This is a genomic window from Bifidobacterium myosotis, from assembly GCF_002259745.1.
Lineage (GTDB): Bacteria > Actinomycetota > Actinomycetes > Actinomycetales > Bifidobacteriaceae > Bifidobacterium > Bifidobacterium myosotis.
Genome location: NZ_MWWW01000002.1, coordinates 249,729 through 264,350, shown reverse-complemented (window position 1 = coordinate 264,350; position 14,622 = coordinate 249,729). Strand labels below are relative to the sequence as shown.

10 protein-coding genes and 2 tRNA genes are annotated in these 14,622 nt (G+C 51.5%); 4 read left to right on the top strand and 8 right to left on the bottom strand.

What is annotated here, in order from left to right:
• Positions 1 to 57: 57 nt before the first annotated feature.
• A complete protein-coding gene (gene rpiA / locus BMYO_RS01285; RefSeq protein ID WP_094666769.1) occupies positions 58 to 756 on the top strand; it encodes a ribose-5-phosphate isomerase RpiA in 699 nt (232 codons plus the stop codon).
• A gap of 761 nt (positions 757 to 1,517) precedes the next feature.
• On the opposite strand, the gene BMYO_RS01280 is transcribed toward rpiA, so the two are convergent.
• Together BMYO_RS01280 and BMYO_RS01275 are read right to left on the bottom strand one after the other, a co-directional pair.
• A tRNA-Asn gene (locus BMYO_RS01280) sits at positions 1,518 to 1,590 on the bottom strand.
• Positions 1,591 to 1,637: 47 nt separating this feature from the next.
• Positions 1,638 to 1,710 (bottom strand) — tRNA-Asn (locus BMYO_RS01275).
• Between the two features lie 249 nt (positions 1,711 to 1,959).
• Between BMYO_RS01275 and BMYO_RS01270 the strand changes: the two genes are divergently transcribed.
• Together BMYO_RS01270 and BMYO_RS12385 are read left to right on the top strand one after the other, a co-directional pair.
• Positions 1,960 to 2,679, top strand: coding sequence for a GIY-YIG nuclease family protein (locus BMYO_RS01270; protein ID WP_094666768.1), 720 nt, complete (start codon positions 1,960 to 1,962; stop codon positions 2,677 to 2,679).
• A gap of 299 nt (positions 2,680 to 2,978) precedes the next feature.
• Positions 2,979 to 5,360 carry a DUF4143 domain-containing protein gene (locus BMYO_RS12385; RefSeq protein ID WP_338024363.1) on the top strand — a complete coding sequence of 794 codons (2,382 nt, stop codon included), beginning with the start codon at positions 2,979 to 2,981 and terminating at the stop codon, positions 5,358 to 5,360.
• A 261-nt stretch (positions 5,361 to 5,621) separates the two neighbouring features.
• Here the strand turns inward: BMYO_RS12385 and BMYO_RS11405 are convergent, their stop codons facing one another.
• A complete protein-coding gene (locus BMYO_RS11405) occupies positions 5,622 to 7,397 on the bottom strand; it encodes a glycosyltransferase family protein (protein ID WP_143249084.1) in 1,776 nt (591 codons plus the stop codon).
• Positions 7,394 to 8,350, bottom strand: a complete 957-nt coding sequence (locus tag BMYO_RS01255) for a glycosyltransferase family 2 protein (RefSeq protein WP_094666765.1) — start codon at positions 8,348 to 8,350, stop codon at positions 7,394 to 7,396. The genes BMYO_RS11405 and BMYO_RS01255 overlap by 4 nt, the downstream gene beginning before the upstream one ends.
• A 205-nt stretch (positions 8,351 to 8,555) precedes the next feature.
• Between BMYO_RS01255 and BMYO_RS01250 the strand changes: the two genes are divergently transcribed.
• A complete protein-coding gene (locus BMYO_RS01250) occupies positions 8,556 to 10,097 on the top strand; it encodes an oligosaccharide flippase family protein (protein WP_158216924.1) in 1,542 nt (513 codons plus the stop codon).
• A gap of 45 nt (positions 10,098 to 10,142) precedes the next feature.
• On the opposite strand, the gene BMYO_RS01245 is transcribed toward BMYO_RS01250, so the two are convergent.
• The 4 genes from BMYO_RS01245 to BMYO_RS01230 are packed head-to-tail and all read right to left on the bottom strand — an operon-like array spanning position 10,143 to position 14,585.
• Positions 10,143 to 11,243 carry a polysaccharide pyruvyl transferase family protein gene (locus tag BMYO_RS01245; protein WP_158216923.1) on the bottom strand — a complete coding sequence of 367 codons (1,101 nt, stop codon included), beginning with the start codon at positions 11,241 to 11,243 and terminating at the stop codon, positions 10,143 to 10,145.
• Between the two features lie 10 nt (positions 11,244 to 11,253).
• Entirely contained in the window at positions 11,254 to 12,450 is a 1,197-nt protein-coding gene (locus tag BMYO_RS01240) for a glycosyltransferase family 4 protein (protein WP_094666762.1), read from the bottom strand.
• A 43-nt stretch (positions 12,451 to 12,493) separates the two neighbouring features.
• Positions 12,494 to 13,519, bottom strand: coding sequence for a glycosyltransferase family 2 protein (locus BMYO_RS01235; protein WP_094666761.1), 1,026 nt, complete (start codon positions 13,517 to 13,519; stop codon positions 12,494 to 12,496).
• Positions 13,503 to 14,585 (bottom strand): glycosyltransferase family 4 protein, encoded by a 1,083-nt coding sequence (locus tag BMYO_RS01230; protein WP_094666760.1) that lies wholly within the window; start codon positions 14,583 to 14,585, stop codon positions 13,503 to 13,505. Before BMYO_RS01230 ends, BMYO_RS01235 begins: the two co-directional genes overlap by 17 nt.
• Positions 14,586 to 14,622 lie beyond the last annotated feature (37 nt).

The following is a 14,622-nucleotide window of genomic DNA, read 5'->3' as shown; positions in this document are numbered from 1 at the left end:
ACCGGACTTCACAGCGTTACCGCATGGCGTGAAGCACGGATGGCAAAGGAGAATCGCATGGATAAGGCACAGCAGGATGCCCTCAAGAAGGCGGCCGGCATCGAGGCCGCCAAGCTCATCGAAAACGGCATGATCGCCGGCCTCGGCACCGGTTCCACCGTCAGGTTCCTGGTGGACGAACTGGGCCGTCGCGTCCAGGAGGAGGGCCTGCAGTTCACGGGCGTCACCACCTCCCGCCGCACGCAGGAGCAGGCCGAGGGCTACGGCATCAAGATCGTGGACATCGACGATGTGGACCACATCGACATCACCATCGACGGCGCCGACGAAGTGGACAAGAACTTCAACGGCATCAAGGGCGGCGGCGCGGCCCTGCTGTGGGAGAAGATCGTGGCCACCAACTCCAACAAGATCGTCTGGATTGTGGACGAGTCCAAGGTGGTGGACACCATCGGCAAGTTCCCGCTGCCGGTCGAGGTGATTCCGTTCGGCGCCGGCCATGTGGTCAAGAAGTTCGAGGCCAAGGGCTACAAGCCAGTGCTTCGTCTTGACGCCGAAGGCAAGGAGGTGCGCACCGACGAGAACAACTTCGTGGTGGATCTGCACCTGGATCGCATCGATCACCCGTACGAGCTGGCCGAGGATCTCATCAACACGGTCGGTGTGGTGGAGCACGGCCTGTTCCTCAACATGGTGGACAAGGTCATCGTCGGCGACCCGAACGGCCCGCGCGTGATGACCAACGCCAACAAGTGATCGACGGCTGCCGAGCGTGGGAGGCCTGGCGCCGGGTGAAGGATATCGAGGATATCGCCGCGTGCTGCTGGGCGTCCGATAGTGTCCGATAGGGTAGTCCGGTAATCGATGATTGATTGCGGGTGATTCGGCGTTCCCGTAACGCGCGCCCGTACGGCTTACGAGCCCGTTTTCGCTGTGGAATTCCCATGATTCCCATGGCGGAAACGGGCTCGTGTGTTTTGGCGCAACGGCACGGTCATGGTGATGGCCGGAACGAGACCTGTACGCCGGTGGTTGCACGACAGCCCCGGATGCTGAAGCCGCCCCCGGACTTATGTTCCGTTGGGCGTCCCCACCCGCACACAGCGCCCCTGCAGCATCAAATGGGACGAAACGTAAGTCAGCGACGAGACCGTGTTACGTTTCGTCCCACTTAATCACCTCAAAACGGGACGAAACGTAGCATAACCCCGTCGCTGACTTATGTTTCGTCCCGTTTCGCCGCACGCTAGGGCCGGCCGGCGGCTCTTGTTAGCCACACAGGATAGCCACGTTGCCACACGATAGCATGGTGGCCCATCTCGCAAATTCAAATTGTCTGAGCGACACGCCCCTTTTGAAGTGGGTGGGAGGTTGGCAGCGAAGCTGACCTGAGGGAGATAGAGGCTGAAATACTCAATCTCAATCATTGGTGAGATAGGCCAATAGACGGATAGCCCATGTCTTGGCCATTTCTCAAACGCAAAAAGGCCCCGGATATAATCCGAGGCCTTACCAAGCTCCTGCGGCTGGGCTTGAACCAGCGACCGTCCGATTAACAGTCGGATGCTCTGCCAACTGAGCTACGCAGGAATATTCAGTTATCAGTCCAGCAAGTCAACCGACCTACCGGAATGAAGCTCCTGCGGCTGGGCTTGAACCAGCGACCGTCCGATTAACAGTCGGATGCTCTGCCAACTGAGCTACGCAGGAATATCTGCACACAAGATTGCACTTGCGCACAAGCCATAAATCATACACACTCTTCCGCAAAACACAAATCCATTGCAACGTCTTGCGTGTCGCCGCTTAAAGTGGTTTTTCATCCGCTTCCGACACGCGCAAAGTATTAACCAGAATCTATCTACACCCTTATATCCATAAGTACCTTTATATCTCTTCTGGTTGCCCTCAGTCTCCTTTATATCCTATGCTGGTGCTTATCAAAGTGAAGGAGTTGCCATGGACAGGCCGAGCGCCAGCAATCTACAGGACGATTTCGGCAAATACAAGTATGTCGGACTTCCCTTGCAGCCATCAATCTTTGCCGAGATACTCCTGCTCTTGTTCGACGGCAAGCGATTCAAACGAGAACAGGCAATTGAGGCAGTCCGTCAATACCATCAACATCACGGTGGATCACTGGATCATTTTTCAGGTCCCGGAGTCTTCAAGAAAGCCGCTTCATATCTCAAGCCCCAAGGCCTCACTAACGTGAACTACGGCTATTGGACCCTCGAGCACCAGAATGTAGCACAACAGACCAACGACCACCCTTCACCATCCAGCACCACAGAACGCCCCACACACACCAAAACATATACGGCGCATGGCAATCGAACAATCGGAGAAGGCAGTGCAACCGTATACGTGTACTACTTTGACGCGTATAAAGAAAAGGCCCAGCGCAACGGCAAAATCTATTGGCCATGCCGGATAGGATGCCCCGACACAGATTCCCTGTCTCGCTTTTATGAACAATCACAACCCTGCTTCCCCGAGCCCCCTCACATCGCACTCACCATTAAATGCGACGATGCCTCAACGCTGGAAACAACAATTCACGGCATGCTCAAACTACAAGGCAGACAACTCACAGACACGCCCGGAACCGAGTGGTTCAACACCAACCCGGAAGATATAGCATCATTCTGCGCTGCTATCTTCCAAAATCATATCTGACACCAGCACGACGAGGAGAGCGGCCAGACCAGCCAAGCCCCTCACCATACGGCAGTGGGCGGCGGAGCCACTTGTGCCAGGCCGCATACACTTGTGTTTGGCTGCATATAAGCATGCGCCACCGCCCAAACCCGCCTTTCAAGAAAACGCTGTTTGACAAAACACAGTGCATTGAATGTTGTTTCTTTACTGCATCTAATGTTGTTTTTCTTAATGCGATGTTATATTATTCATCTATGGTCAAGTATATATCTCGCCCGTTGGCCCAGACGCTCAAAAACACGAAGGCAAAGGTCCTAGTGCTTGAAGGCGCCCGCGCAGTCGGCAAGACAATGCTCGTTCAGCGGGAATTGCCGGATTACCACTATGAATCGCTCGCAGACGAAAGCACGTATCGATACGCCAAATCCCATTTGCAAGATTGGCTCGAGTCGCTCCCCTCCGGCACGATTATTGACGAAGCTCAGCGTATCCTAGGACTTCCACTCGCCATCAAGGGAATAGTGGACAAGACTACAGACACAGCAACACAATTTGTACTCACCGGTTCCGCTTCCATAACGCGCAACGGACTCGACGGTCAAGATCCACTGACCCGCAGATCAAGACGTTTCCTTCTCAATCCGCTTACCCGCCATGAGTATTATGGCAATGCGGCTGTGAGCATTGTTGATAAGTTATGGAGCTATACACCGAACTCAGATTATCGTTCCGCAACATCAACATCCGATATCACGCGATACATGGAGACCGGAGGTTTTCCTTCTTACATTGCATCCAACGCGTTTATGACCCCTGCGGAACGGAGACTCGCAATCCAAGACGACATCGATAACGTCCTCGGCGATACCGTTCTTCCCGACGAACATCTCGACAAGTCAATAGCCACGTCTGTTCTGCAGGAGTTACTGGCAACACCCGGAGGCATTCTCAATCTCAAACGAACCGCGGACCTGGTACATATTGATGCAAGGACTGTCGAACGATACGTCAGTATTTTTGTCAGCCGCTTTCTTATTCGCACTTTGCCAAATCTGAAGACTACAGCCAATCGTCAGGTTTTGGCACGATCCAAGGTGCATCCTCTGGATACTTCATTCTCAATCGCAACTTTTCGACGTAGTGGGAAAAACCCTGATCAAGATCGAGTGCTGTTCGGACAAATATTCGAATCCTATGTCGTTAATCAGATAGTTCCGGAAGCGCAATGGTCAGACAAACGTCCGGATGCATTCTACTGGCGAGAAAGCGGATCAAAGCCAAAAGAGGTTGATCTCGTTCTGGTCAGAGACAATGAACTTATTGGCATCGAAGTCAAATCAAACAGCAACGTTGATCGCACTGATTTTGCAGGGCTTTCCCAGCTACGAGCGAAAGATTCGCGATTCAAGCGTGGATACGTCGTATATTGCGGACAGCATATTCAAAAATTTGCCAATGACATGTGGGCCATTCCTGTTTCTGCACTATGGGACAGCGATGGGTTCACGCATAATCAAAATCCATATAGCACAGACAATATACTCGAACATACGAAGTTATCAGAAAGACCCAATAATACCAAGATGGAAGCTTTATCCGAGTCTGATTATGACGCCAATATTTTCTTGAGCTATAGTCATAACGATAACAACTATCTCGACAATGCAATTGTTGATTTTGCCAGCAACCTCGTTACCGCATATAGGTTCCAAACCGGCAGAGAACTTCACCTATTCGCGGATACTGATATTCATTGGGGAGCCGAATGGCGTCAAGTGCTCGACCACAACATATCTAAAGCGAATATCCTTTTAGCGGCTGTGACCCCTCAATATCTAGGGAGCAATCCATGTCGTCAGGAATTACTTGAATTCAATGCACGCAGTGGACAACACAGCGGCAACAAAATTCTCTCCATGATTTGGCAAAACATCGACGCAATACCAAACAGCGGAAATGACCCCGTACTAGACATTATTCACGATAAACAATTCATTTCTGTCGAGGATTTAACCTTTGAACCATCTAACACTCCTTCCTACAAAAAGCGAATGGCTGAAATCGCCTCGAAACTCAAGGATGTCATAGACGAACAGAACAACCAAATTGATCAAGCTACGAATGCTCGCATTCACTTATCATCCAACACCAGTTCTATTGATAACAGGACAAATGATTTTCTTTCATTGATGGCAGAAGCCGATAAATCAGCTGACAGCCTTGATGAAGAAATGGTTATTTTTACTAAATCAATAAGCAATATCATCAAACGATTCAGCGAGAATCCCGCACCACAGAATGCTTCAGCTACACGTTTGATAACATGGAGTAACCAAATTGTCGATGCATCGGAAAACGATGTAAGCAGCCTTAACGAAAGTACAGCACATCTTTCAAATATTTGGAGCAACTATTATATAGCATTGCAACAATATATAGACCAAGTTACATATATGCCTGCTGGAGCATTACGCAATCAGCAAATTAATGGATTAATTAATAATCTTGATCAATTAATTAATTCCTTTACTATTTCAGACGATATTCAGCATACAGCTTCTATGATCACCGCCTTGGGGAATCTCATAAGACCATTAACACCAATCATGACCAGCATAAACAATGCATTCAAATTCTTTTCTAGCATTCAAATGCAAGCCACCGCTTTGAGAACGCGGCTCAACGAGCTATCTCGATAGTAGGTTAGAGGCATGCCCGCCCTGCCAGTTTCCGCCGGAGCGACGCAAAAAAACGGCATACAGGCATGATGTTGCTGAACCCTCAGGCATGGCCGCCGGTAATGCCATACGTGAGGGTTCACGCAAACACCGCACACATGACGACCTCACTGCGAATCAATCCGCATGCGGCGACTACCTAGTAGCCCATCTCCCCATCTACAGTTCTTCGCCCGATAAGCTATAACCCTCCATCAGCGAGAGCAATACAACTACGCATATCTATTCTCCGAAGCGTAGGCACGATTTCAATTGCGATCTACGGCCCCATCCCAGCGCGCTGATGAAGAGCATAAGCGGCAAGAATTGCAAAAGGTAACGGGTCCGGCCTCCTTCAAAAATCAGCAAGAACGCGTAACCGCCCAAAAGCGAGAGCGCAATCCACGCCTCCAAAGCAATATCAGATAATTTTGCTTTCGCGAGATACAATCTAACAGAAAACAACAGCATACCCAGTACAAGCAGAATATAAATTGCTTGCATAATTATTTCATATATTTGATGGGCGTCTTCTCCGTCTGCAAGGAAATCCTGCACCCATACAAAAGGCACAATGTTATGGCTATGAATTGGGTTCTTTTCCCCTACCGCTACCCATCCGGTACCTTTTTGCCCGTTCAAGACAGTCAGATAAGAATTATCACCAAATGAACCGTCAGCTGAATTGTAGTAGCTCTTTTTAAGAAGAAAACTAAAATATCCTATAGGACCGAAATCCTCAAGACGCTGACCGATGACGGACAGATTATACTGCTCTTTCTCTTCTATGGTCGGCCGAGCAACAGTCGCCCGATAGTCTGCTTCATTGTATCGCCCATGGTCTTTCATACCCATCATAAGGTAATGCGTCATTGGCACGGAGCGACTTGAATCGTAATTAAAAACAGTATGTTCAGCAACTTGCAAAGGCATGGCTACAATACCAAACCCAATGATGATTGCCAATATTGAAGGAATAAATTTCGTGAGAATACTTTTGCCAAGGCAAAGAACGAACCACACAATCACAAAGGCAATTAGAGGGATGACGGACGACGGTTTCATCGCGTACGCAAGAGATGTTGAAACGCCAATCAACAAGAAATGCGCCACAAAACCAACAATCTCCTTGATTCGCCATGCATCAATATGCCTCTCCTTTGATTTGTTAAATACTTTTACCATCAGAGATATCATCCAAATTGATAAGGGAAGGCTGAAAGTATCAGTATAGGGGCATATAATCCATGTAGAACATCCCAGTAAAAGAGCCATAAACAAATATGCATAACGAGATGCCCGTTCGGAGATTGGCCGAATCGTTTTCTCCAGAAAGAGAATCGAAGTGTCAACTATCACAATGTTAATCAACTGCATACAAAAGACAATAATTGTCACTGCACGTAGCTTATTCTCTATAAGTATCGGACCAGAAAGTAGATAGAGTATTCGCGTTGGAATATACTCAATCAAATACAAAAAAGCATTATTGGGATATGTAGATAAGTAATTATCAAAAACACCCGGAGTCAGCACTGCGTTAATTGAACTCGTCTGTGCGGCGCGTGCATCATATCGCAAATGAGCAGGAATGAAACAGGCAAGAATGACCATCTGCCAACACAGCATCGCAATGAAGACAATTCTTCGGTGATTGGCAAGAAATCGAATCCACGAAACGACTCTTGCCCTGAAACGCGCTGAAAACAACAATGCCGTTGCGATTGCAACACATATCGCAATCGTAACAGCGCCAGGACCAGTCAGTATTCTGTGTTGTTCAATGACGGGATCATCAGAATTCGCCTTAATGGAAATCTCATCAGCTGGTATGATGCTGCCAAAGTACGATACCGCACAGTACAGCCACCAAACAAACACTCCGGTAATGAATGCAAATAGAATAATCGACGCCCGCCTGCCGATGGATTCGGATAATGCTGTTCCATGACTGCCGCGACTTTTCATCTGGGTCTTTTCTACCATGACATTTTCTCGATTTATGAATTGCTGGTTCATAGGTCTTCTTGAGTGGAAAGCAAAACGCATCTCCTCAAAGTGGTGCCCGCGATGATGTAGCGTGGCCGATGCTTAGTTTCGAGATAAATCTTGCCTATGTATTCGCCGATGATGCCAAGGCTGAGCAGTTGAACGCCCGCCAGGAAACAGATGATGGAAGTTATGGAGGCCCAGCCCGACACTGTGTTGCCTGCAAGCGCCATTACAACGGCCCAGATCACAGCGATGAAGCTAACGAGACTGACCGAGGCTCCGAACCCTGTTATCAGTCGTATGGGTTTGATACTCAGGCTGGTAATGCCGTTGAACGCAAGTGACAGCATCTTGTTAAGTGGATAATGAGACTTTCCCGCCAGACGCTCGTGTCTCTCGTATTCCACGGTGGTATGCGAGAATCCCACAAGAGGGAACAACCCGCGCAGAAACAGATTGACTTCGTGATAGTCAGCGAATGCGTCAAGCACGCGCTTGGAAGTAAGCCGGTAGTCGGCGTGATTGTAGATGACTTCCGCCCCAAACGCATTCAACAGTTTATAGAAGGATTCCGCAGTGAATCGTTTGAAGAACGTGTCTGTGTCCCGACTGGAACGAACCCCGTAGACGATGTCGAATCCTTGGCGATACTTATCCACCATGCGCCCCATGGCGTCGATGTCGTCTTGCCCGTCGCAATCGATGCTGATTGTGATGTCAGCATGGTGCCGTGCTTCCATAAGTCCCGCAAGCACTGCATTCTGATGGCCCCGGTTGCGGGATTGCCGGATGCCTTGGTAACGTTCGTCAGTTTTGTTGAGTTCGGCGATGATTTCCCACGTGTGATCGACCGAGCCGTCGTCCACGAAAAGAATGCGTGAATTCTGCGCTATAGCACCACTGGCAGCTAATTCGTCAAGCTTGCCGAGAAACAACGGTGACGTACGCGGCAGTACTTGTTCTTCGTTATAACAAGGAATTACGACCCAGAGACAGGGGGGGGGACCGACATCTCAAACTTCCTCTTGCAGCTTCCATCCACATGCGAGACTGAAATCATCCTACGGTTAGGGTACACTCCCTTTCAGACATAATACGGCTTCATGAACGCATGCTCCCCTATTGATGCCACAGACCATCGGAGTCCTGCACATCGTGAAGGTCATGCTCCATGAGGTACTTCCAATGGCTAAAGCCACCAAGAAACAGCTTGCGATCAACATGATTGCCAACATGGTCGCATTCTGCGTCCAGTTCGGCGTCAACTTTTTCCTCACACCGTATATCGTCAAACAGCTCGGCAGTGAGGCCTACGGCTTTGTGACGCTCTCCTTCAACATCGCGGGATTTGCCAGCATCATCACAGCGGCCTTTGACTCGATGGTCGCCCGCTTCGTGCTCATGGAAGATGCGAAGGGGAACGACGATGCGGCCACAAAGTACTTCAACTCCGCTCTGGTCACCGATACTGTTCTGGCAGTCATACTGTCCATTCCTTTCGGAGCCATCGTCATCTTCGCCTCCGATGTCCTCAGCATTCCCGCGCGTCTCATTGTCGATGTGCAGCTGGCCTTCGCGTTCGCCTTCCTCGGCACCCTGATCAATCTGGTGTTCGCTTCGTTCGGCTGTACCTATTACGTCAAGAACCGCCTCGACCTTGAGGCCCGTCGCAATATCGAAGGCAATATCATCCGAGCGACGCTCCTCATCGCCCTGTTCGTCCTGCTACCGGCCAAGATTTATTTCATCACCGGAACGATGATGGTTGTCATCATGTACAATTGCGCGGCGAATCTGTACTACAAACGCAAGCTGATGCCGGAGATACCAATCAGCATCCGCAATTTCCGCTTCGGCTCCGTGAAAAAACTGCTGTCGTCCGGAATCTGGAATTCGGTCAACAGTCTGAGCACCACGTTGCTGAACACATTGGACATCCTCATCACCAACCTGTTCCTCGGTGCCGCGTTCAGCGGTATCTACGCGCTGGTCAAGACGATTCCGAACTTCCTGAACCAGCTCATCGCCATTCTGGTGAAGGTGTTCGTGCCGAACATCAACATCCTCTACGCACAAGGAAAGAAAGACGAGCTACTCCGCGAGGTGCTGTTCTCCGTCCGTGTCATGGGCTTCCTCGTCACGATTCCCATCGGATTCCTGATGGTGTTCGGCGGCGCGTTCTATGAGGCATGGGTACCCACGCAGGACAACCATCTGCTGCAGTCGCTGTCCTTGCTGACCTTGTTCCCGCTGATCGCCTCCGGCATCATCACCGTCATCACCAACGTGTACATCACCACCAACAAGCTCCGGGTCCCGGCATTGGTCCTGCTTGGCGTCGGCATCATCAACCTAACGTCGGTGGTGCTCCTCCTCAAGTTCACCAATCTGGGCATGTGGACGGTCCCGACCGTCGGCATGACGACACAGCTGTTCTATTACGTCGGGTTCCAGCCCATCTATGCGGCACGATGCCTGAAACTTCCCTGGCATACGTTCTATAAGGCCATCGGCTTGGGCTCGATGTGCACGGTCACCATGGTGGCGGCGTGCCTGCTGTACCGTACCGTGTTTGACGTTCATGGGTGGATTCCGCTGATTATCGCGGGCATCGTCTGCTCCATCGTCACTATGGGCGTTAACGCGCTTATCGTGTTCACCGCCCAAGAGCGCCGGTCGCTGCTTGCCAAGCTTCCGCTTGGGCGTACCCGTTCGAGGGGACACTGACGCGCATAGCGCTAATGTCCCACTCCGTACGGTGCGTCACGGGCCTCACATCTCCGCCGCACATAAGGCATGCCGATAGACCTCGCGCACTTCAGCGCCTGTGCGCATCCAGTCAACATCGGCATCCTGCCATTCTCGCTTGAATGTGGCCAATTTGGATTTGATGGGTATGGGCACAATGCCGACCTCATACTGCAAAGCGAAGATCATCGAATGCATGCGGGCCGAAATCAGGGATTCGCAATCGGACAGCTCCCTCAGATAATCGTCAACGTCGTCAATCGAAGCCAATGCGCAGTCCACGTGCTTCTCATCGCGCAGCCACTGCTGGAATCGTGTGGATTCACAATAATCGGAGTATGTGGTGTACAACAGCTTCACCGGACGCTTGGCATGCTGAAGCATAAGCCGGTACCACATCTCATAGTATTCATGGAGCGTGTACTCGTTCTTGAGCGTGCCGGTGAGCTCATGATACGAATACACGCATACGGCATCATGCGTCTTTTCCGGCGCGTGATACCGCGTCTCCTCAATCCGGCGCAGGGCCCGGTATGCGAAGACCACATCCGGCGCATAACCGCATTCCACACGTAGAGCATTCTTCATCACATTGACCGTTTGCTGATCCCGCACCATGATGCAGTTGCATCGACTGAGCGCATCATGGAGTTCGGCGCGCTCACGCCACGTAAAACGGGCATCCGAGCTCACCCCGAGTACGAAGATGGGGCATTGCCGCTCCGCAAGCACCGCAATCCACGACAGCAAGCTGTAATAGAAGGGATGTCGGTTACCCTTGATGAGTTCTCCACCGCCGATGACGGCACAGTCGAACGACTGCCCCTGCAATCGCTCGCGAACGCTACGTTCATATCGCTGCCGTGGCGTTTCTTTCCCATAATTGCTGACGGCGCGTTTGACCGTTCGTATCGCCTTCCGCAACGAGGAAATCCGCTCTTCGGGAGCGAACGAGATCGGCTTCGCCTTCTCCAAGGCGAGATCGGTAGCGCATTCATCGGGAATATAGGGCATGGTGACCACATCCGCATCCAACGTTTCCGACACCAGATCCGACATTGTCTCGGCAATGGCCCGATCGCCCAAGTTGTCGGTGTGTCCCTGATTAATGAGCAGCACACGCATTAATGACCCCCTATCCGAACGCTTCCTTGCAGAAATTATTGAAGTAATTGGATACGTCGTAGTCCGGGGATTCGTCCAGGGTACGACGAGCGGCATCGGTTTTGGATTGACGTACATCGCTGTCCAAGGAACGCCTCATAGCTTCACGCAGCCCGGCCACGATAGTTTCGTCGTCATTATCGACCAGAAGAGCGGACTCATCCGATACGATCTCCGGTATCGCGCCGGAACGGGTGGCTATGATCAACAGATTTGCGGCCATCGCTTCCAGAACGACCAGCCCGAATGGCTCCTCCCATCGCGAGGGGATGACCGCCACGTCCGCGGCGGACAGCACCTTCGGCATGTCGGCAGGCTGGACGAATCCGGTGAAGATGATGTCGTCGCGTCCCTCGCACATGGTTTTCAACGTATCGACATACGGGTCGGCGTCGGAGGTGTTGCCAAACCATGATTTGCCGACGATCAGCAGTTTGGTCTGCCGGCTCGTGGCATCCGCGAAGTCCACATATGCCGCAATGAGTTCACGGACGCCTTTTTCCCGGGTGATTCGGCCGGAATACACGAATACGACATCATCCGCCGCGATACCCAATCGAGCGCGCTCCTCCGTTCTGTCGCCTTCGCTTCTGAAACGGGCGATATCGATGGCGTTCGGCAGCACACGCATCTTGTCGCTCGCGGCGGCTTCCATGACGATCCGCTTCAGATAGTCGCTGATGACGACGAAGGAATCGACATGGGGCATGATGCGGCGCACCAACTCAGGTGTTTTGCTGGAACCGTCATACCCGTTATGCATGTGGTAGACCAGTCGCGCCCGCTTCCTGATCCGTGCTATCCGATCGCAGATGAGCATGTCGTTTTCAACCAGCAGCACGTCGTAATGTCCGAACAGCACTTTGCGCATGATCCACAGATCGGATGGCGTGAGATACCTCCTACGCCCGGTGACGTAGGTGATTTTGTTGTGGATGCGGGAACAAACCCGATCCGCTAAGCCAGGCGATACCTGTGTGATGCGTGTATGCGAATAAGACGAATCGTCAAGCCGTTCATCACGACATGACAGCACCTCGATATCGAACCGTGGTGCGCGTTCGTTGCCTTCAATCAGCCGAGTACACAGCTGCTCCACCGCACCACCGCGGACGGCCGGCACGGGAAGGAATTGCGGAGGAATCATCAGCACGGTTTTCATTGACATGGATGCCAGTCACTTCCTTAACATCAACCAGTTCAGTTACCGTCTACCTACGTAATAAACGTTTGGCTTCACACAATAACAATCCCAACGGCACGCCTCCCATACGGACGCATCGCATCAGCAGAGCATCAAAAGCCCCCACGCCGTCAAGAGGCCACGAACGGCCCTCTGCACACATATATGTCAGAATCTCCTTGGCAGCACGCCGATCCTGCCCAGTACTGTCACGTTTGCGCATGTATTCATGCAACGCGCTGATTGCATAAGACCGCTGCAATGACCAGAATCTTTCTCCGAGTCCTCGCCCGGTCAACAATGGTTTAATGGCTTCGAGAATCGTCCGATAGGCTCTCCAAACATAGTCCAGCCCCTTGCCTCGGGAGAGTGAACTCGCGGAGTAGTTCTCATATACATATGCCGCTGTTCGGCTCACGAATACATCGCCACATGATGCATAGCATTTGTAGTTGTAGAGCGCATCTTCACCCAGAGATACCGAGAAGTCAAAATCCACTGATTTCGCGATGTCAGCTCTGTATACCTTGTTGAACAGGTAGTTCATCAGTGAGATATTCTCGGGTCGCGAGTATATGTCAAGGAATTCCGCTAGCAGCATGGCGCCTTCGGTAGAACCAGATGGTTGGCACTTCCTGGTTACCTTACCCGGCTTGTCTCGCTCCAGATAGCCGAAGACATAGACGGCGTGCCCCTCATTGTCACGTAGCTCTTCCACGATTCTCTCGAGCTGCTCTGCGGCATAATAATCGTCGCTGTCCACGAAAGCAATGTACCGTCCAGTGGTGGAGTGAATTCCACGAGTTCGCGCGGCCGATGGACCGTTGTTGTCGACGCGTATCACGGATATGCTTCCGTATTGTTCGCTATAAGTATCCAAAATGGCCGGGGTACCGTCCGTAGACCCATCGTCCACGCAGATGATCTCGTATGATTCACCCATCTGCGAGATGATGCTGTCAAGGCAACGTCCAATGGTTGACTGGCTGTTGTATACGGGAACAACGAACGACAGCAGTGGTCTGGAACCGTCATAATCAACTGAGATTGTCAATCAAAGCCTCCCATTCATCTGCTATGGGCCGGATATGAAAAGTCTTGGACATAGATAATCCGTTGCGGGAGAACTTATCCTGCTTAGTGCAGTCCTTAATCAGCAACAACAGCTTGTCGGCGAATGCGTCCATATCGCCATCGGCGACGAGATAACCGTTCACGTCGTCGCGCACCAGTTCACGTGGTCCTGTCAGGCAATCATTGGCGACGATCGGCAGCCCCTTGGACATGGCCTCGAGCAATACCATAGGGAAGCCCTCGTACCGTGATGCCATGGCGTAGATAGACGCTTTATCGTACCATTCCTGCACGTTTTGCGTAGTCGGAATGAAATCGATGTTGGAGATTCCGGCGTCCTTAGTCTGCCGCACCAAGTCGTCATGACGTTCTCCCGATCCAACGAAGGCAAGTCGCCAGTCTCCGACTTCTCGATGAATCCGCGACCATGCCGAGATGAGACGGTCGCAGCCTTTCTGATCGGTGAGCCGACCCACGGATATAACACGATGCTTCGAACGCGGAGACGGGGCCACGTGTTCAAATGGGGTGGGATTATTGATCACAGCCAGTTGTCGTTCCGGGAAACCAGCATCAAGGTACATCTGCTTGTCTTGCTGCGTGAGCAGAACGAGTCTGTCCGCATGGCTCCGGATGAGCTGCAAAGCCTTGACGCGCCTGCGCTCGGTCTGCGCATGCACATAGTTGAAATGATCCCATACGATGTGGCGACACGGCAGTCCGCAGAGCGCCCATACGGTCCAATAAGCGAGCGCTGAATCAATATCGATGAACACATCGAATCCATGGCTCTTGATATACCGGCGCAACTTCCACACCGGGTAGACGAATGTGCGGTATAGCTTCCCCTCAGTGGATGGCTTAAGCAGATAATCAACCTTCACCCGCTCGTCAACGGGGAAAAACGGCTGCCCGTAATCCCAGAAGCTCAAGATGGTTACATCGAAGCCACGCTGTGCAAGTGCGTTGGCGATCATGATGCCCACACGCTCCGTGCCTCCGGAATGGGCGATCACGCCGTTGAAGAAACAGATTCTCTTAGTCATGGTTTTTTCTTTTTCGTTCGTCGCCGTTGTTAGAGAT